At 75.2% G+C, this 18,004-nt stretch carries 20 protein-coding genes; 11 read left to right on the top strand and 9 right to left on the bottom strand.

The genetic code is table 11. The annotated features are described in order from the left end of the window. Positions 1-93: 93 nt before the first annotated feature. The 3 genes from AB2U05_RS06880 to AB2U05_RS06870 all read left to right on the top strand — a co-directional run bounded on the left by AB2U05_RS06880 (position 94) and on the right by AB2U05_RS06870 (position 3,645). The gene (locus tag AB2U05_RS06880; protein ID WP_369182734.1) at positions 94-612 is read left to right on the top strand and encodes a hypothetical protein; all 519 of its coding nucleotides are present in this window, start codon (positions 94-96) and stop codon (positions 610-612) included. Further along, a complete protein-coding gene (locus tag AB2U05_RS06875; protein ID WP_369182733.1) occupies positions 609-2,183 on the top strand; it encodes a multicopper oxidase family protein in 1,575 nt (524 codons plus the stop codon). The genes AB2U05_RS06880 and AB2U05_RS06875 overlap by 4 nt, the downstream gene beginning before the upstream one ends. A 103-nt stretch (positions 2,184-2,286) precedes the next feature. After that, the gene (locus tag AB2U05_RS06870) at positions 2,287-3,645 is read left to right on the top strand and encodes a DUF2252 domain-containing protein (protein WP_369182732.1); all 1,359 of its coding nucleotides are present in this window, start codon (positions 2,287-2,289) and stop codon (positions 3,643-3,645) included. Here the strand turns inward: AB2U05_RS06870 and AB2U05_RS06865 are convergent. Together AB2U05_RS06865 and AB2U05_RS06860 are read right to left on the bottom strand one after the other, a co-directional pair. Beyond that, on the bottom strand, positions 3,623-4,240 hold the full coding sequence (locus AB2U05_RS06865) for a hypothetical protein (RefSeq protein WP_369182731.1): 618 nt from the start codon (positions 4,238-4,240) through the stop codon (positions 3,623-3,625). The two genes, AB2U05_RS06870 and AB2U05_RS06865, sit on opposite strands and share 23 nt — an antisense overlap. A 147-nt stretch (positions 4,241-4,387) precedes the next feature. Then, entirely contained in the window at positions 4,388-4,960 is a 573-nt protein-coding gene (locus AB2U05_RS06860) for a TetR/AcrR family transcriptional regulator (protein WP_369182730.1), read from the bottom strand. 211 nt (positions 4,961-5,171) lie between these two features. On the opposite strand from AB2U05_RS06860, the gene AB2U05_RS06855 reads away from it, so the two are divergent. After that, the gene (locus AB2U05_RS06855) at positions 5,172-6,152 is read left to right on the top strand and encodes an NADP-dependent oxidoreductase (RefSeq protein WP_369182729.1); all 981 of its coding nucleotides are present in this window, start codon (positions 5,172-5,174) and stop codon (positions 6,150-6,152) included. Between the two features lie 156 nt (positions 6,153-6,308). Here the strand turns inward: AB2U05_RS06855 and AB2U05_RS06850 are convergent, their stop codons facing one another. From AB2U05_RS06850 to AB2U05_RS06840, 3 genes are read right to left on the bottom strand one after another with little or no spacing between them, the layout of a single operon-like run. Then, the gene (locus tag AB2U05_RS06850; protein ID WP_369182728.1) at positions 6,309-6,758 is read right to left on the bottom strand and encodes a hypothetical protein; all 450 of its coding nucleotides are present in this window, start codon (positions 6,756-6,758) and stop codon (positions 6,309-6,311) included. Next, positions 6,755-7,666 (bottom strand): diacylglycerol kinase, encoded by a 912-nt coding sequence (locus AB2U05_RS06845; protein WP_369182727.1) that lies wholly within the window; start codon positions 7,664-7,666, stop codon positions 6,755-6,757. The genes AB2U05_RS06850 and AB2U05_RS06845 overlap by 4 nt, the downstream gene beginning before the upstream one ends. Beyond that, the gene (locus AB2U05_RS06840) at positions 7,663-9,231 is read right to left on the bottom strand and encodes an FAD-binding oxidoreductase (protein WP_369185916.1); all 1,569 of its coding nucleotides are present in this window, start codon (positions 9,229-9,231) and stop codon (positions 7,663-7,665) included. The genes AB2U05_RS06845 and AB2U05_RS06840 overlap by 4 nt, the downstream gene beginning before the upstream one ends. A gap of 86 nt (positions 9,232-9,317) precedes the next feature. Here AB2U05_RS06840 and AB2U05_RS06835 point away from each other — a divergent pair, with 86 nt between their 5' ends. Together AB2U05_RS06835 and AB2U05_RS06830 are read left to right on the top strand one after the other, a co-directional pair. Next, positions 9,318-9,920 (top strand): TetR/AcrR family transcriptional regulator, encoded by a 603-nt coding sequence (locus AB2U05_RS06835; protein WP_045703351.1) that lies wholly within the window; start codon positions 9,318-9,320, stop codon positions 9,918-9,920. Then, a complete protein-coding gene (locus tag AB2U05_RS06830) occupies positions 9,917-11,482 on the top strand; it encodes a glycerol-3-phosphate dehydrogenase/oxidase (protein WP_369182726.1) in 1,566 nt (521 codons plus the stop codon). The genes AB2U05_RS06835 and AB2U05_RS06830 overlap by 4 nt, the downstream gene beginning before the upstream one ends. Positions 11,483-11,567: 85 nt before the next feature. On the opposite strand, the gene AB2U05_RS06825 is transcribed toward AB2U05_RS06830, so the two are convergent. Continuing rightward, entirely contained in the window at positions 11,568-11,861 is a 294-nt protein-coding gene (locus AB2U05_RS06825; RefSeq protein WP_045709216.1) for a hypothetical protein, read from the bottom strand. 208 nt (positions 11,862-12,069) lie between these two features. Here AB2U05_RS06825 and AB2U05_RS06820 point away from each other — a divergent pair, with 208 nt between their 5' ends. The 3 genes from AB2U05_RS06820 (at position 12,070) to AB2U05_RS06810 (ending at position 15,692) form a co-directional block, all read left to right on the top strand. Then, positions 12,070-12,645, top strand: coding sequence for a TerD family protein (locus AB2U05_RS06820; RefSeq protein WP_045709215.1), 576 nt, complete (start codon positions 12,070-12,072; stop codon positions 12,643-12,645). Between the two features lie 147 nt (positions 12,646-12,792). Then, positions 12,793-14,829 carry an NADPH-dependent 2,4-dienoyl-CoA reductase gene (locus AB2U05_RS06815; RefSeq protein WP_045709214.1) on the top strand — a complete coding sequence of 679 codons (2,037 nt, stop codon included), beginning with the start codon at positions 12,793-12,795 and terminating at the stop codon, positions 14,827-14,829. Positions 14,830-14,957: 128 nt separating this feature from the next. After that, positions 14,958-15,692, top strand: a complete 735-nt coding sequence (locus tag AB2U05_RS06810; protein WP_369182725.1) for a hypothetical protein — start codon at positions 14,958-14,960, stop codon at positions 15,690-15,692. Positions 15,693-15,714: 22 nt separating this feature from the next. Here AB2U05_RS06810 and AB2U05_RS06805 read toward each other — a convergent pair whose 3' ends face one another. Continuing rightward, complete coding sequence (locus AB2U05_RS06805) at positions 15,715-16,107, bottom strand: DUF4440 domain-containing protein (RefSeq protein ID WP_369182724.1); 393 nt, start codon at positions 16,105-16,107, stop codon at positions 15,715-15,717. A 24-nt stretch (positions 16,108-16,131) separates the two neighbouring features. On the opposite strand from AB2U05_RS06805, the gene AB2U05_RS06800 reads away from it, so the two are divergent. Continuing rightward, a complete protein-coding gene (locus AB2U05_RS06800; RefSeq protein WP_369182723.1) occupies positions 16,132-16,545 on the top strand; it encodes a winged helix-turn-helix transcriptional regulator in 414 nt (137 codons plus the stop codon). Here AB2U05_RS06800 and AB2U05_RS06795 read toward each other — a convergent pair. Next, a complete protein-coding gene (locus AB2U05_RS06795) occupies positions 16,475-16,879 on the bottom strand; it encodes an HGxxPAAW family protein (protein ID WP_078861043.1) in 405 nt (134 codons plus the stop codon). The genes AB2U05_RS06800 and AB2U05_RS06795 overlap by 71 nt on opposite strands. Before the next feature lie 158 nt (positions 16,880-17,037). On the opposite strand from AB2U05_RS06795, the gene AB2U05_RS06790 reads away from it, so the two are divergent. After that, positions 17,038-17,472: a MarR family transcriptional regulator gene (locus tag AB2U05_RS06790; RefSeq protein ID WP_369182722.1), complete on the top strand. Its 435-nt coding sequence runs from the start codon at positions 17,038-17,040 to the stop codon at positions 17,470-17,472. Positions 17,473-17,567: 95 nt separating this feature from the next. Here the strand turns inward: AB2U05_RS06790 and AB2U05_RS06785 are convergent, their stop codons facing one another. Then, entirely contained in the window at positions 17,568-17,954 is a 387-nt protein-coding gene (locus AB2U05_RS06785) for a VOC family protein (protein WP_369182721.1), read from the bottom strand. Between the last annotated feature and the right edge of the window lie 50 nt (positions 17,955-18,004).

The raw sequence follows: 18,004 nt of genomic DNA, 5'->3' as shown, positions 1-18,004 counted from the left end.
AACGGCCCCCAGGTCGGCCGAATCTGACGATCACTCAGCTACGCTCTCGCCCGCTTCACCCCCACCCCGCCGAGAGCCGGAGCGTAGCCCCGTATGAGCCCCAGTCCCCCCGCCGCCGCGCCCGCCCCTGCCCTTGCCGCCGCGCCCCGCTGGCCGCTGATCCTGCTGCGCGCCGCCGCCACCGCGGTCGCCCTGCTGGCGCTGCTCCAGGTCGAGTCGGCCGGCAGCTTCCTCAACGGCGCCTTCGACGCCCTCGCGGCGCACGCGCACACGGCGACGGCGCTCGCCGCCGCCGTCCTGGTCCAGCTGGCGGCGGCCGTCCTGGTGCGGTGGCCCGGCCGGGGCCCGCTCCGGCCGCTGGGGGCCGCCGCCGGGCTCGCCGCCGCCGTCGTCGGCCAGATCGGCGCGGGCTACGGGCGGGCGCTCGGCGTGCACGTCGTGCTCGGCACGCTGCTGGTCAGCGGCGTCCTGTTCGCCCTGGTCGACGCCTGGCGGCTGCCGCTGCCCGCCCGGGCCGGCCACCCGGCGAAGGACGGGGCGGACGGCGAGGGCGAGGGCGACGGCGGCGGGCGGCTGCCGCGCCCCGGCGGGCCGCTGGAGGTCGCCCAGTGAACCGCCGCCGGTTCCTCGGGATCGGCGCCGGCGCCCTCGGTGCGGGCGCCCTGGCCGCCCTCGCCGTCCCCTCGGCCGCGCTGCTGCTCGCCGACACCATCCCCGGCCGGCTGCTCGACAGCGACCTCGACCGGCCGGACGCCTTCCAGGTGCCGCTGCCGCGGCCGGCCGTCCTCAAACCGGTGCGCAGCGACGCGAGTTCGGACTACTTCGAGATCACCCAGCAGGTCGCGAAGCTGGAGATCCTGCCCGGGGTGACCACCGAGGCGTGGACGTACGGCGGCACCTTCCCCGGGCCGACCATCGTGGCCCGCTCCGGGCGGGCCGTCGTCGTCAAGCACCGCAACGAGCTGCCGGTGCCGTCCGTCGTCCACCTGCACGGCGGGCACACCCCGGCCGACAGCGACGGCTACCCGGCCGACCTGCTGCTGCCGGTCGGCTCGACCGACGCGGGGCAGGGCATGCCCGACATGGCGGACATGCCCGGGATGGCGCCCGTGGCCGGCCGGAACGCCGTCGGCGAGCGCACCCACACCTACCCGGGCCGCCAGCGCGCCGCGACCCTCTGGTACCACGACCACCGGATGGGCTTCACCGGCCCCGGCGTCTGGCGCGGCCTGGCCGGCTTCCACCTCGTCCACGACGACGAGGAGGACGCCCTCCCGCTGCCGCGCGGCGAGCGCGACCTCCCGCTGATGATCGCCGACCGCTCGTTCGCCGCGGACGGCTCCTTCCACTACCCCGCCGCCGACCCCACCCTCGCCCGGCCGGGCGTCGAGAGCGGCTACCTCAACGGCGTCCTCGGCGACGTCATCCTGGTCAACGGCGCCCCCTGGCCCCGGCACGACGTCGACCGCGCCCACTACCGGCTGCGCCTGCTCAACGCCTCCAACACCCGCCCCTACCGGCTCGAACTCGACCCGCCGCCGGACGGCGGCGACGCGTTCGTCCAGATCGGCTCGGACGGCGGCCTGCTCGCCGCGCCGGTCGGCCACGACGCGGTGGAGATCGCCCCCGCCGAACGCTTCGACGTGGTCGTCGACTTCTCCCGCTACGCCCCCGGCGCCCGGGTGCGGCTGCTCAACCGCTTCGGCAGCGACCGCACCGCCGAGGTGATGCGCTTCGACGTCTCCGCCCGCCCGGTCGCCGACGACGCCCGGGTGCCCGACACGCTCTCCGCCCTCCCCGCCCTCGACCCCGCCGCCGCCACCGTCACCCGCGACTTCGCCTTCCGCCGCAGCCGCGGCGACGGCTGGACCATCAACGGGGACCCGTACCAGCCCGGCCGCGACGTCGCCGCGCCCGCCCTCGGCACCACCGAGCTGTGGCGCTTCACCAGCGACCTGCACCACCCGGTGCACGTCCACCTCGACCAGTTCCAGGTGCTCCGGCGCAACGGCAAGGACCCGGGGCCGTACGACGCCGGCTGGAAGGACACCGTCGACCTGCGGCCGGCCGAGGCCGTCGAGGTGCTGGTGCGCTTCACCGACTACCCGGGGACGTACATGCTGCACTGCCACAACCTGGAGCACGAGGACATGGCGATGATGGCGGACTTCACGGTGACCTAGCGGCGCCCCGCGTCACTCGAACGGCCGAGCGCCGCAGGGGGCGGGCCGCCGCGGGCGCTACGTTCGGCGGGAGGTGCCACAGCTGGACGGACGGAGCCGCGCCATGACCACCCCCGCCGAACGCCGCCGGCACGGCCGGGCCGCCCGCGAGCGGATCTCCCGCTCGGCGCACGGCCGGTGGATCCCCGCCGCCGACCGGCCCGACCCGCTGGCCGTCCTCGTCCGGCAGGGCGAGGACCGGGTCAAGCGGCTGCTGCCGATCCGGTACGGGCGGATGGCCGACACCCCGTTCAGCTACCTGCGCGGCGCCGCCGCCGTGATGGCCGCCGACCTCGCCGCCGTCCCCGACACCGGCCTCACCGTCCAACTCTGCGGCGACGCCCACCTGGTGAACTTCGGCGTCTACGCCTCCCCGGAACGGGCGCTGCTCTTCGACGTCAACGACTTCGACGAGACCTACCCCGGCCCCTTCGAGTGGGACGTCAAACGGCTGGCCGCCAGCGTCGCCGTCGCCGCCCGCGACAACGGCCAGGACGGCGACCGCCCCCGCCGCGCCGCCCTCGCCGCCGCCCACGGCTACGCCGCGGCCATGCGCCGCTTCGCCGGGCTCGGCGAACTCGACGTCTGGTACGCCCGGATCGACACCGCCGACCTGCTCCCGCTGCTGCGCAAGCCCCGGCGGCGCCGGCGGGTCGAGGCCGACCTCGCCCACGCCCGGCGGCGCACCAGCCTGCAGGCCTTCGACAAGCTCACCGAGGAACGCGACGGGCGGCGGCGGATCATCAGCGCGCCGCCGCTGATCGAACCGCTGAAGGAGGCCGAACTGCGCGGCCTCGGCCAGGTGTTCAGCGACTACCGGGCCACCCTCGCCGAGGACCGCCGGGTCCTGCTCGACCGCTTCCGCCTCGTCGACGCGGCGACGAAGGTGGTCGGTGTCGGCAGCGTCGGCACCCGCTGCCACATCGTCCTGCTGGAGGGTCGCGACACCCGGGACCCGCTGTTCCTGCAGCTCAAGGAGGCCGGCCGGTCCGTCCTGGAGGACCACCTGCCGCCCGCCCGGGTCGACGCGGAGGTCGCCGCCCACTGGGGCGGGCGCCGCGTCGTCACCGGGCAGCGGCTGATGCAGGCCGCCAGCGACATCTTCCTCGGCTGGACCACCGGCCCCGCCGGCCGGCACTACTACGGCCGCCAACTGCGCGACATGAAGGGCTCGGTGGACGTCGCCACGATGCGCCCGGCCGGCCTGCGCGCCTACGCCGACCTGTGCGGCCGCACCCTCGCCCGGGCCCACGCCCGCACCGGCGACCGCCTCGCCATCGCCGGCTACCTCGGCGGCGCCGACACCTTCGCCGAGGCGATCGCCGACTTCGCCGTCCGCTACGCCGACCGGACGGTGCTCGACCACGAGGAGCTGACGGACGCCATCGCGGACGGGCGGATCACGGCGACGCGGGGGGTGTGAGGGCCGCGGTCCGGCGGGTTCGGCCGGTGCGGCGCTGGTAGGACCAGGCGGCGGCGCCCAGGGCCAGGCCGAACGGGCCGAAACCCCCGTAGGCGATGGTGAAGGCGAACGGTGAGAAACCGGCGGTGTTCGGGTGGGAGAGCCCGAGGACCGCGAGCACCCCGTTGACCGGGGCGAGGACGCCGAACACCGGCGCCAGCACGGCGGCCGTCGCCCAGGCCGGGGCCAGCGGGAGCCACCGGGGGACGGGCCGGCCGGCCAGCAGCGGCAGCCGGCGCGGGAAGACCAGGCCCCACGGGCGGACCAGCCCCAGCAGCAGGAAGATCCCCAGCGCGGCCAGCACCACCGTGACGTCCACCCCGTGCTCGTACAGCCACAGGGCCGCGCCGTTGACCGGGCCCAGGTCCCTGCCGCGCGTGTCGGCCGCCATCTTGTCCCCCAGGGTGGCGTACCCGGCCGGGAGGCCCCAGGAGCCGTCGAGCGCCCAGTACTGCTTCATCGTCGCGTACGGGACCAGCGCGAGGGCGCCCGCGTAGGCGGCCCGGCGGATCCGGGGTGACGGTTGCTCGGGTGCGCGGTTCGCTGCCGTCGTCATGGCTCCGATCCTGCCGTCGAGGGGCGAACGGGCGCCTCCGTCACGGGACTTCACCTCCTCCCTCGGCGAGGGGATCCCGGCGCCCTGCCGCTCCGCCCGCCGGCCGAGGCCCGGCCGGGCCGCCTCCCCCGCGAGCGGGGCAACGGGTCAGCCGCGGGCCCGCAGGCCGTCCAGGACGAGGTGGAACAGGTGGTCGCTGCGCTCGGCCAGGGTGGGCGCCTGGTCGGCGATCCAGCTCAGGGCGTTGGCGAGGGCGAAGAGGTCGACGGGGGTGACGTCCGGGCGGATCAGGCCGCCCTGCTGGGCGGCGGCCAGCAGGCGGCCGCCGGCGGTGCGCATCCGGTCGCAGCTCGCGTGCAGGGCGGAGTCGGGGTCGTGGAGGGCGGCCAGCAGGGCGGCGGGGAGGCCGTGGAAGGCGGCGGCGCCGAGGGTGAACTCGTGCAGCCAGTCGGTGAGGGCCCGCTCGGGCGGGGCGGTGGCGGCGAGGGCGTCGGCCCGTTCGGCGAGTTCCTCGAAGCGGCGGCCGAGCAGGGCCGCCAGCAGGTCCTCCCGGGTGGGGAAGTGCCGGTAGAGGGTGCCGAGGCCGACCTCGGCGCGGCGGGCGACGTCGCGCAGCGAGGCCTGGGTGCCCTGCTCGGCGACCAGGGCGGCAGCCGCGACCAGGATCCGGTCGCGGTTGCGCCGGGCGTCGGGGCGGATGGCGCGGGGCTCGGTCGGCATCGGGGCGGGTCCTCGTCGGTCTTCGTTCGGTTCTCGGCCGTCGACAAGCTCGGCCGTTGGCAGGCTTGGCCGTTGATGAGCTTGGTCGTTGACGAGCTCGACAGGCTTGGCCGTTGACAAGCGGATCGGCGTTCCGATTGAGTTTTCCCCCGGAACGGAGCGGTGCTCCGGATTCTAGTCGGTGGTCGACCCGGGCGATCAGGGGAGTGGCATGGCAACGGCGCACAAGACCATGGGGGCGGTTCGGCTGCACGCCTTCGGCGGGCCCGAGGTGCTGGTGTACGAGGAGGTGGCCCGTCCCGAGCCCGGGCCGGGCGAGGTGCTGGTGCGGGTCCACGCGGCCGGCGTCAACCCGGCCGACTGGTTCGGCCGGCGCGGCTTCGACAACATCCCGCCGGAGCTGCGGCCCGACCGCAAGCCGCCGGTGATCCTGGGCAGCGACATCTCCGGCGTGGTGGCGGAGCTCGGCGCGGGGGTGGCCGACTGGCAGGTCGGCGACGAGGTGTTCGCCCTGGTCAACTTCCCCGGCAGCGGCAACGGTTACGCCGAGTACGCGGTCGTCCGCACCGCCGACCTCGCCCGCAAGCCCGCCGGCCTCGGGCACGTCGAGGCCGCCGCCGTGCCGATGGCCGCGCTGACGGCCTACCAGTTCCTGGCCAAGCAGGTGGAGTACGCCGGGGGCGGCACGGCCGTGGTGGTCGGCGCGGCCGGGGGCGTCGGCCACGTCGCCGTCCAGCTGCTCAGGAACGCCGGGGCGAAGGAGGTGGTCGCGGTCGCCTCCGGGCGCCACGAGGAGTTCCTGCGCGAGCTCGGCGTCGACCGCTTCGTCGACTACACCCGCACCCCGGTCGCCGAGACCGTCCGCGACGCCGAGCTGATCGTCGACACGGTCGGCGGCCCCGAGGCGTACCGCCTGCTGCCCGCCGTACGCCGGGGCGGCCAGATCGTCCCGGTCTACCTCGGCGACTACCGCCCGGCGGAGGCCGCCGCGCTCGGCGTCACCGTGCAGCTCGGGCGCTGGATGGTCCGCTCCAGCGGCGCCGACCTCGCCGAGGTCGCCGACCTGCTGACCGCCGGCCGCCTGCGGGTGGCCGTCGACAGCGTCCACCCGCTGCGGGACGCCGCGGCCGCCCACCGCCGGGCGGCGGAGGGCCATCTCCAGGGCAAGATCGTCCTGCGCGTCGTCGAGTAGCGGCCGGCCGGTCGGCCGGTCGGACGGGAGTGGGAAGTCGGACCGGCCGACTTCCCACTCCCTGGCGCAGTAGCCCGCCTGACCGGTCCGCACTCTGGGCGGCGCGTGCCAGGGTGGCCGCGGTCGCGGCCGAACTCGGCCACCCGGTGCGGCGGATCAGGGCGCACCTGTGACCGGGACGGCGTGGAGCAGGAGTTCGCCGCCGGTGCTCTCGCAACGGACGGTGCCGTGCGGGAAGTCCAGCTCCAGGGCGGTGCGGCCGGTCAGCGGGTGGTGCTCGGGGCGGGCGGCGAGGACGGGGTGGCCGAGATGCGGGGCGAAGGGGGTCCGGTCGTCGGCGGGGCCGACAGCGATGCGGCCCCAGTCGCCCATGTCGTAACCCTCGTACGGGGGTTCGGCCTCGACTTCGAGGCACCAGTCGGTTCCGGCGCCGAGCCGGACGGCCCCGCCCTGCCCGTCGAGCAGCCACACGTCGACGGGGATCGGGTCCTGCCGGCCCTCGTGCTCGTGCCGGGCGGCGGCGACCGCCACCACCCTCCGCCCGATCAGGGCGGAGGGGGCGAGGCCGGGGCCGTGGGCCCGGCACGCGGGCGGGGGTGTGCTCACGGGACGAGGATGGTCAGGGCGGCGGGCTCGACCGCCACGTCGACCGGCAGGGGGGCGATGAACTCGCCGTCCGCGTAGGCCGTGATGCCCGGTGACTCGATCCGCAGGGACCGCGTGCGCAGGGTGGTGACCTCGGGGTAGCTGGTGTGGGTGCCCTTGAAGACGGTGGGGAAGAAGCGGGCGATCCGGGCCCGGGGCATCGCGTCGACGAGGGTGACGTCGAGCAGCCCGTCGTCCGGGAGGGCGGTGGGGCACATCAGCATGCCGCCGCCGTAGCTGCGGGTGTTGCCGATCGCGGCGAGGGTGAGCGCGCGGTCGACGACCGTCCCGTCGTCGAGGGTGACGCGGAACGGCAGGGCCCGCAGGTTGGCGAACTCGGCGAGGATGGCGAGGTTGTAGCGCATCCGGCCGCGCGGCCAGCGCAGCCGGTTGGCGCGGTCGCTGACCAGGGAGTCGAAGCCGGTGGCGAGGACGGAGCCGAAGTACCGCACGGCGCCGTCCGGGCCGGTGATCCGGCCGAGGTCGACGGTGCGGGTGCGGCCGGCGGCGACGACGTCGGCGGCGGCCTCGGGGTCTCCGAGCGGCAGCCCGTACTCGCGGGCCTGGTCGTTGCCGGTGCCGGCGGGGATGACGCCGAGGGGGACGCCGGTGCCGGCGAGGGCCTGCAGGGCGAGGTTGATCATGCCGTCGCCGCCGACCACGGCGACGGCGTCGACGCCCTCCGCCACGGCCTCGCGGGCGAGCCGGGTGGCGTCCGCGGCGTCGCGCCCGGCGCGCGGGCGCACCTCGGCGCCGAGGGCGCGCAGCCGGGCGACGGCCCGGTCGGCGGCGGGGCCGGCGTGGCCGACCCCCGCCGCCGGATTGCTGAGGACGGTGACCCGGCGGGGCGCTCTCGGGAGGCCCGTCATGGGATCAGCTTGCCCGGGTTGAGGATGCCGGCCGGGTCGAGCTCGGCCTTGACGGCGCGCAGGATGCGGACGCCGAGGTCGCCGATCTCGGCGGTCATCCACGGCCGGTGGTCGGCGCCGACCGCGTGGTGGTGGGTGATGGTGCCGCCGGCGGCGAGGATGGCGTCCCCGGCGGCGTGCTTGGCGGCGGCCCAGCGGTCCAGCGGCTCGTCGCCGAGGGCGGCGACGACGGTGAAGTAGAGCGAGGCGCCGGTCGGGTAGACGTGCGAGATGTGGCAGAGCACGAGGGCGCCGGGCAGGGCGCCGGTGAGCGCCTCGGTGACGGCGGCCCGCAGCCCCGGGAGGCGGCTCCAGCTGGTGGCCGTCTCCAGGGTCTCGCACAGGGCGCCCGCGTCGAGCAGGGAGTCGCGCAGGTAGGGGGCGTTGAACCGGCCGTGCTCCCAGGCGCGGGCCGGGGCCTCGCCGAGCGAGGTGCCGCCGGCGGCGAGCAGCGCCGCGCGGGTCAACTCCTGCCGGGCGGCGACCTGTTCGGCGCTGCCCTCGAAGACGGTGACGGCCAGGCAGCCGCTGACGGCGGGCGCGCCGCCGATCTGCTCGGTCATGGCGAGGTTGACCATGGTCTCGGCCTCGTCGGAGAGCCGGATGACGGTCGGCCCGGTGCCCTGCTGCTCGACGGCGCGCAGCGCGGCGCTGCCGGTGGCGAAGTCGGGGAAGCTCCACGCCTCGTACGCCTTCAGGGCGGGCAGCGGGTGGACGCGCAGGCGCACGGCGGTGATGACGCCGAGGGTGCCTTCGGAGCCGAGGAACAGCTGGCGCAGGTCGGGGCCGGCGGCGGAGGCGGGGGCGCGGCCGAGGTCGAGCGTGCCGGCGGGGGTGACGACGCGCAGGCCGCGGACCATGTCGTCGAAGCGCCCGTAGCCGGCGGAGTCCTGGCCGGAGGAGCGGGTGGCGGCGAAGCCGCCGATGGTCGCGTAGCGGAAGCTCTGCGGGTAGTGGCCGAGCTCCCAGCCGCGCTCGGCGAGCAGGGCTTCGGCGGCGGGGCCGGTGAGGCCGGCGCCGAGGACGGCCTCGCCGGAGGTCTCGTCCAGGTCGATCAGGGCGTCCAGGCGGCGCAGGTCGAGCGAGACGACGGCCCGCAGCGGGCCGCGCTCGGGGTCGAGGCCGCCGACGACGCTGGTGCCGCCGCCGAACGGGACGACGGCGATGCGGCGCTCGGCGCACAGGGCGAGGACGGCGGTGATCTCGTCCTCGCCGCCGGGCAGCACGACGGCGTCGGGCGCGTCCTGGCGGTCGCGGCTGCGGCGGCGCAGCAGGTCGGGGGTGGACTTGCCGCCGGCGCGGGGGAGGCGGTCGGCGTCGGCGGCGCTGACGTGCGCCTCGCCGACGAGGGCGGCGAGCGCCGCGAGGTCGTCGGCGGCGAGCCGGGACGGGTGCAGCCGGACCTCGTCGAGGGCGGGCCCGGGCGCGGCGTCGCCGGTGATGCCGAGGGCGGCGGCGAGCAGGCCCTTGACGTCCGGGGGCAGCTCCTTGGCGAGGGCCGGGTCGCCCCAGGCGTCCCACTTCATCGGGGGGAGCGGCAGCGCGGCCTCGGCCGGGTGGTCGTGCGTCTGCCCTTGCGTCTCAGGTGCCATGCGTTACAGTTTCACACATCATGTCAAGTAGTAACGCCGAGCCCGGGAGCTCGGAACCACAGCCGCGCAGCACCGACGACGCCATCCTGGACGCCGCCGCCGAGCTGATCGTCCATCTCGGCGTCCGCAGAACCCAGTTGGCGGAGATCGCCCGCCGCGCCGGGGTCAGCCGGCCGACCGTCTACCGGCGCTGGCCGGACGTCGGCGCGGTCATCGGCGCGCTGCTCACCCGGGAGATCCTCGCCACCCTGGAGGGCGTCGACCTGGCCGTCCACGACCGCGAGGCCTTCGTCGAGCGCGTCGTCGAGGTCGCCGTGCGGCTGCGCGACCACCCGGTGCTCGGCGTGCTCCTGCGCTCCGACGACTCCGACCTGCTGCTGCGGTACGTCGTCGAACGGCTCGGCACCAGCCAGCGCGGCCTCCTTGAGGCGCTGCGCGCCGGCATCGAGCAGGGCCAGGCCCACGGCTCGGTCCGGGCCGGCGAGCCGATCGAACTCGCCGCCATGGTCCTGCTGATCGCCCAGTCCACCGTCCAGTCCCACCGCATGGTCGCCTCCCTGCTCCCGGAGGCCGCCTGGCGGCGCGAACTGGCCAGAGCACTGAACGGATACCTCGCGCCATGATGCCCATCGACCACCAGTACACCGGCACCTCCCGCCTCAACGCCGAACGGCGCACGCTCGACCTCGAAGCCCTCGGCGACGACCCGCACGTCGACCTGCTCGTCATCGGCGGCGGCATCACCGGCGTCGGCGCCGCCCTCGACGGCGCCTCGCGCGGCCTGCGCACCGTCCTCGTCGAATCCCGCGACCTCGCGTTCGGCACCAGCCGCTGGAGCTCCAAGCTCGTCCACGGCGGCCTGCGCTACCTGGCCACCGGCCGGATCGGCGTCGCCTGGGAGAGCGCGGTCGAGCGCGGCATCCTGATGACCCGCACCGCCCCGCACCTCACCCGCGCCATGCCGCAGGTCGTGCCGCTGCTGCCCGGCCTGCAGCGCACCGGCCAGGCCTCGCTCATCCGGGCCGGCTTCCACGCGGGCGACGCGCTGCGCCGCAGCGCCGGCACCTCGGGCACCGTCCTGCCGCGCGTGCGCCGGGTCGGCGCGGCCCGCACCCGGCAGCTCGTGCCGGGCGTGCGGACGGCCGGCCTGCGCGGCGCCCTCGTCGCCCACGACGGCCAACTCGTCGACGACGTACGGCTGGTGGTCGCCCTGGCGCGCACCGCCGCGCAGTACGGCGCGCGGGTGCTCACCCGGGTGCGGGCCGAGGCCGTCACCGGCACCTCGGCGCGGCTGGTCGACACCCTCACCGGGCAGGAGCTGACCCTCACCGCGGGCGCCGTCGTCAACGCCACCGGCGTGTGGGCCGACGAGGTCGACGAGTCGATCCGCCTGCGGCCCAGCCGCGGCACCCACCTGCTGGTCGACGCCGCCAAGCTCGGCCACCCCACCGGCGCGCTCACCGTGCCCGTGCCCGGCTCCATCAGCCGCTTCGTCTTCGCGCTGCCGCAGCAGCTCGGCCGCGTCGCCATCGGGCTCACCGACGAGGACGCCCCCGGGCCGATCCCGGACGTGCCGCAGCCCTCGGACACCGAGATCGCCTTCATCCTCGACACCATCAACAACGGCCTCGCCACCGAGATCACCAAGGACGACCTGCTCGGCGCCTACGCCGGGCTGCGCCCGCTGATCGACAGCGGCGACGGGCACACCGCGGACATCTCCCGCGAGCACGCGGTGCTGGAATCCCCGTCCGGCGTCGTGACCGTGATCGGCGGCAAGCTCACCACCTACCGGCGGATGGCCCAGGACGCGGTCGACACCGCCGTCCGGCTGCGCGGCCTGCCCGCCCGCGCCTGCTGGACCGACCGGCTGCCGCTGATCGGCGCCCCCGCCCACCGGGACAGCCGCCCGCTGCCGGTCGGGCCGGTGCCGGCCTCGCTGCTGTACCGCTACGCCGGGATCTCCCAGGACGTGACGGAGGCGGGGGAGTTGGCGCCGATCGTCGAGGGCATGGACGTCACGCGCGCCGAGATCGCGTACGCGGTCAGCCACGAGGGCGCGCTGGACGTCGAGGACGTGCTCGACCGGCGGACCCGGATCGGCCTGGTCGCGGCGGACGCCGACCGGGCGCGCCCGGCGGTCGAGGAGCTGGTGGCCCAGTGCCTGGGGCTCCAGCGCAGCTGAGCCTTGGCGGCGCCGCTGCCGCCGAGCCCCCGTCCGGGGGCTCGGCGGGCTCGGCGGCTTCCGCAGGGCCGGGGTGCCCCGGCCCTCAGCGCGAGGTGCGCTCCGGCATCGGGTGGTCGCCGTTCGCCAGCGCCAGCACGCAGGCCAGCGGGTGCTCCGTCGTGCCCGTCCGGTCCAGCCGGACGGCGACCGGCACCGGCGGTTCCTCGGCCAGCTGCGCGGCCAGCGTCAGCGGGTACACGCCGTGGCCGTGCACGCGGTGGAAGGCGCACTCCTTGCCGTCCACCAGCAGCTCGGTCTCGGTGATCCAGCCGGAGCGGACGTTGACGGTGACGGAGTGCCCGCCCTCGTCGAGGTGGAAGCTGTACCGCCTGCGCATCGGGACCTCCGTCGGTGCCGGCAACGGGAGGGGGGAATCCACCGCCAGTCTAGGTCCGCCGCCGATCCCCGGCGCCCCGGAGCGGTTCCGCCCGGCGTCCCTGAGGAACCCCGGGAAATCCCCGGGGCGGAGCCCGCCCGCAGGTGGATTCTCGTGATCTCTACAGTGTTGTAGATTCGTCCGCAGGGAGAGATCCGAGGAGGGCATTGTGGGAGTTTCGCTGGCCAAGGGCGGCAACGTCTCGCTGAGCAAGGAGGCGCCGGGTCTGAGCGCCGTGATCGTGGGCCTCGGCTGGGACGTGCGCACCACCACCGGGGCCGACTACGACCTGGACGCCAGCGCGCTGCTCTGCAACGCGCTCGGCAAGGTGGTCTCGGACCAGCACTTCGTCTTCTTCAACAACCTGCGCAGCCCCGAGGGTTCGGTCGAGCACAGCGGCGACAACCTGACCGGTGGCGGCGACGGCGACGACGAGCAGATCAAGGTCGACCTCGCCCGGGTGCCGGCCGACGTCGCCAAGGTGGTCTTCCCGGTGTCGATCTACGACGCCGACGCCCGGCTGCAGAACTTCGGGCAGGTCCGCAACGCCTTCATCCGGGTCGTGAACCAGGCCAACGGCCAGGAGATCGCCCGCTACGACCTCAGCGAGGACGCCTCCACCGAGACCGCGATGGTCTTCGGCGAGCTGTACCGCAACGGCGCCGAGTGGAAGTTCCGCGCCATCGGCCAGGGCTACGCCTCCGGCCTGCGCGGCATCGCCACCGACTACGGCGTGAACGTCTGACACCACCGATCGAGCCCCGGCCCCGGTGCGGGCGCCGGGGCTCTTTCGCGTCCGAAGCCCCCTATGCAACTTGTTGCATAGCCCGGCGGGCGTCCCCTACTCTTCGGTAACAAGCACCCCGGAGACGCACGTACGCAGGAGACGCCGATGACCCCCGAGCCCGGCCCGTACCCGCACCTGCTCAGCCCGCTCGACCTCGGCTTCACCACCCTGCCCAACCGGGTGGTCATGGGCTCGATGCACGTCGGCCTGGAGGAGGCCCCCGGCGGCTACGACCGGATGGCCGCCTTCTACGCCGAGCGCGCCCGCGGCGGCGTCGGCCTGATCGTCACCGGCGGCATCGCCCCCAACGAGGCCGGCCGCCCCTGGGACGGCGGCGCGATGCTCACCACCGAGGAGGAGGCCGAGAAGCACCGCGTCGTCACCGACGCCGTGCACGCCGCCGGCGGGAAGATCGCCCTGCAGATCCTGCACTTCGGCCGCTACGCCTACCATCCGAACCTGGTCGCCCCCAGCGCCCTCCAGGCGCCGATCAGCCCGTTCGTCCCCAACGAGCTCACCGCCGAGCAGGTCGAGCAGACCGTCGAGGACTTCGCCCGCTGCGCCGAACTCGCCCGCCGGGCCGGCTACGACGGCGTCGAGATCATGGGCTCCGAGGGCTACCTGGTCAACGAGTTCGTCGTCGCCGCGACCAACCGCCGCGAGGACGAGTGGGGCGGCCCGTACGAGCGCCGGATGCGCTTCCCGGTCGAGATCGTCCGCCGGGTCCGCGAGCGGGTCGGCGAGGACTTCATCATCGTCTACCGCCTCTCCATGCTCGACCTGGTGCCCGGCGGCTCCACCTTCGACGAGGTGGTGCAGCTCGCCCAGGCCGTCGAGGCCGCCGGCGCGACGATCATCAACACCGGCATCGGCTGGCACGAGGCCCGCATCCCCACCATCGCCACGTCCGTCCCGCGCGGCGCCTTCGCCTGGGTGACCAAGAAGGTGATGGGCAAGGTCGGCATCCCGCTGGTCACCACCAACCGCATCAACACCCCCGAGATCGGGGAGCAGCTGCTCGCGGACGGCTGCGCCGACCTGGTCTCGATGGCCCGCCCGCTGCTCGCCGACGCCGACTTCGTGGCCAAGGCGCGCGAGGGCCGCGCCGACTCCATCAACACCTGCATCGGCTGCAACCAGGCCTGCCTGGACCACACCTTCAGCCTCCAGATCACCTCCTGCCTGGTCAACCCGCGCGCCTGCCACGAGACCGAACTCGTCCTCGCGCCCACCAGGTCGCGCAAGCGCGTCGGGATCGTCGGGGCCGGCCCGGCCGGTCTCGCGTGCGCCGTCTCCGCCGCCGAACGCGGCCACGACGTGACGCTGTTCGACGCCGCCGAGCAGGTCGGCGGGCAGCTGAACATCGCCCGGCGCATCCCCGGCAAGGAGGAGTTCGGCGAGACGCTGCGCTACTACCGCACCCGGCTGGCCGAGTTGGCCGTCACCCTGCGGCTCGGCGCCGCCGTCACCGCCGAGCAGCTGGCCGCCGAGGGCTTCGACGAGGTCGTCGTCGCCACCGGCGTCACCCCGCGGACTCCCGCCGACATCCCCGGAATCGACCACCCCAAGGTGCTCGGCTACCTCGACGTGCTGCGCGACGGCGCGCCGGTCGGTGAGCGGGTCGCGATCCTCGGCGCGGGTGGCATCGGCTTCGACGTCGCCGAGTTCCTCACCGACCAGGGCGACGAGGCCAGCCTCAACCCGCCGGTGTTCCAGGCGAAGTGGGGCATCGACGCGGAGTACCGCGAGCGCGGCGGCCTGCGCGCCCCCGAGCGGCCGCGGCCGCCGCGCCAGGTCCACCTGCTGCAGCGCAAGACCAGCAAGGTCGGCGCCGGCCTGGGCAAGACCACCGGCTGGATCCACCGCACGGAGCTGAAGCACCGCGGCGTCACCATGGTCGCGGGCGCGAGCTACGACCTTATCGACGACGCCGGGCTGCACTTCACCGTGGACGGCGAGCGCCAGCTGCTGCCCGTCGACACCGTGGTGCTGTGCACCGGTCAGGAGCCGCGCCGGGACCTGCACGAGGCGCTGGGCGCGCTCGGCGTGACCGCGCACCTGATCGGCGGCGCGGACGTGGCCGCCGAACTGGACGCCAAGCGGGCCATCAAGCAGGGCACCGAACTGGCCGCGGCGCTCTGACGACGTACGGCCGGCGGGGGTCGTTCCAGGCAGGCTGACCTGGGACGATCCCCGTCCGCGCGCCCTGCCCGGACCCCGGTGGGACACTGGTGAACTGTCCCTGTCCCCACTCTCGACCGGGGGTCGGCATGTCTCGTCGGAGGTCTCTCCACGCCCTCAGCGCCGCAGCCGTCGCCGCGGCGGTCCTCCTGGGCCCGGCCCACCTCGCGGCCGCCGCCCCGCTGCAGGAACTGCCGTCCGCCGACCAGCTGAAGGCGGCCCTGCTCACCGCGAACGACCTCGGCCCGCAGTCCGGCTACACCGAGGTGCCGGCCACCGAGAGCCCCACCCCCGGCGAGACCCCCACCCCGGTCAGCGGCTGCGACGCGCTCAGCGCCCTGCTCAACGCGCACGCCGGGCAGCCCGGCCCGTCCGTCCCGCACGCCGAGGTCGAACTCGACGGCCAGGGCGGCAACCCGATGGTGACCGAGTCCCTGACGGCCGAGGACAACGACCGGATCACCGCCGACTTCGCCAAGGCCGTGGACGCCTTCAAGACCTGCCACACCCTCACCCTCGACGCGGGCACACCCGACGCGGTGACCTTCGACGTCACGCCGATCACCCTCGGCGACCGGCAGGACGCCCCCGCCGTCCGCCTCGACGGCACGGTCGGCGGCGTCCGGCTCAACGCCTACGTCGGCATCGAGCGCTTCGGCACGGTCGGCATGGCCTTCGGTTTCTTCCAGCGCGACGACACCTCCTCGCAGACGGCGTCGATGCAGTACCGCACCGCCGTCGCCAAGGTCGAACGCACCCTCGGCACGACGGCCGGCAGCACCACCCCGCCCACCGCGGCCGCGACGGCGGGCATGGCGGTCTGAGAAGCGGTCCCGGCGGACCGGTTCAGGCCGTCCCGAAGGGGTTGTCGATCACGTACCGCCACCGCCCGTCCGGCCCGCGCCGGGCGACGTCGGTGGCGGTGCCGGTGAGGTGGACGGGGGCGCCGTCCGGCGCGGTGCCGTCGATGCTCCAGTCGACGATCAGCAGCGCGAGGTCGTCGGCGACGTACGTGTGCCGGGGGCGGACGGTGATCGGCAGCCCGAGGCCCTGGAACTCCGCGCTGGCGCGGGCGAGTTCGGGCCCGTACACGGCCCGGCCCGGGCCGGGGACGAAGACCGCCCCGGGCTCGTAGACGCGGGCGAGGGCGTCCGGGTCGCCGCTGTTGAAGGCGGCGGCGAAGACGGCCGGGTGTTGTGCCGGGTCGGTGGCGAGGGGGAGGGTGTCGGGGTGAGTCATGGGAGCAGTGAAGCCGGGGCCCGCGTGGGTCACCAAACGGGAAGCGACCGGGCCGGAAGCGACCGGGCCGGAAGCGACGCCCGTGCCTGGGACGAGGAGTTGGTGCCGGACGGGCGCGGCCGCACCGCCCGCCCGGAGCCGGACTGCCCGGTCGAGGTGGCGCTGGCGGCGATCGCCGGGCGCTGGACGACGCTGGTGCTGCGCGAGCTGATGCACGGCCCGGCCTCGTACGGGCAGTTGCGCGAACGGCTGGCGCGGATCAGCCCGAAGGTGCTCGCCGAGCGGCTACGGGCCCTGGAGGAGCGGGAGTTGGTGGTGCGGGAGCGGCTGGTCGGCTTCCCGGTGCGGACCTCGTACCGGCTGACGCCTACCGGCGAGGCGCTGCGCCCGCTGCTGCTGGAGCTGTACCGGACGGGGTCGGTGCTGGCCGAGCGGTGACGGCCGCTGCTGCTGCTGCCACCGCGCCGCCGCCGCGTCGGCCGGCGAGGCGGCAGCCGAGGCAGTCGGGGTGGCCGTGGCGCCCGGCCGGGTCGGGGGTGCGCCAGTGGCGGAGGTGGGGCGGGCGCGGGCCGGTGGGTTTGCCCCGGCCGGCGAGGTGGAGCAGCCAGCTGGCGAGGCCGCCGAGGGCGGTGAGCGCGCCGCCGGCCCAGAGCCCGGCCGCCGAGCCGAGGACGAGGGCGCCGCCGGCGACGGCGAAGCCGAGGACGGCGAGGACGGAGCCGGTCCAGCCCGCGACGGTGTGCCCCATGTCGTGGTCGCCGTGTGTGCTCATGACTGCTCCCGTGGTGTGAGATGGGCAGGTGGAGGTGGACGGCCCGGTCATCGCGGCCGAACCGTTTATCTCACGAGATAAGTTACTTAGATGCTAAGGAGATCCTGGGTGAAGGGCAAGCCGCGCCCCGGGCCACGCCCGAACAGGCGCTGTACGCGATGGACCGCATGATCGCGCTCGCCCAGTTCGGGCAGCAGGACATCGCCGCCCGGCTCGGGCTCAACGTCACCGACCTCACCTGCCTCGGCTTCGTCATCGAGGCGGCGATCGCCGGGGAGCCGCTGGCCGCCGGCGACCTCGCCGAACGGGCGCAGCTCACCACCGGCGCCGTGACCGGCGTGCTCAACCGCCTGGAGAAGGCCGGCTACGCCCACCGCGAGGCCGACCCGGGCGACCGGCGGCGCGTGCGCGTCGTGATGGCCGAGGACGCGCAGCAGCGGATCCTCCAGGTGTACGGCCCGTTCTACGAGCGGATCGGCGCCCTGTTCGCCGACTACGCGCCGGACGAGATCGCGGTGATCGCCGACTGGTTCACCCGGGCCCGGGCGGTGCTGGACGAGTCCCTGGCGGAGATCAGGGCCACCTCGCCCTGAGTCCTGTCACGACGGCGGCGCAGGAAGTCGGCGGGTCCGACTTCCTGCGCCGTGCTGCCGTCCGCCCGTCCCCCGTCCCCCGTCCGCCCGTCGGGTCAGACGGGCTCGATCCGGCGGTGCAGGAGGCAGAACTCGTTGCCCTCCGGGTCCGCCAGGACGTTCCAGGCCTCCGCGCCGGTCTGGCCGATGTCGACCGGCCGGGCGCCGAGCGCCAACAGCCGTGCCAGTTCCGCCTCGTGGTCGCGGTCGGTCGGGTTGACGTCGATGTGCAGCCGGAGCTTCCGCGCGGGCCGAGGGTCGCCGGTGGCGCCCAGGATCAGGGTCGGCTGCGGGCCGCCGAAGCCGACGCCGGGCGGCCCGATCTCGATGCTCCCGTCGTCCTCCCGGCCGATCTCGACGTATCCGAGGACCGCGCTCCAGAAGGCGGCGAGCCGCTCGGGGTCGGCGGCGTCGATGACCAACTCACTGATGCGGCATGCCATGGTCCGTCAGTGTACGGGCCGCGCCAGGTGCCGGCCGCCCTCCTCGATCC

The sequence above is a fragment of the Streptomyces sp. Y1 genome (assembly GCF_041053115.1).
Lineage (GTDB): Bacteria > Actinomycetota > Actinomycetes > Streptomycetales > Streptomycetaceae > Kitasatospora > Kitasatospora rubellomurina.
Note: the sequence above shows the minus strand (reverse complement) of the source record. Positions and strands in the feature narration are given on the sequence as shown.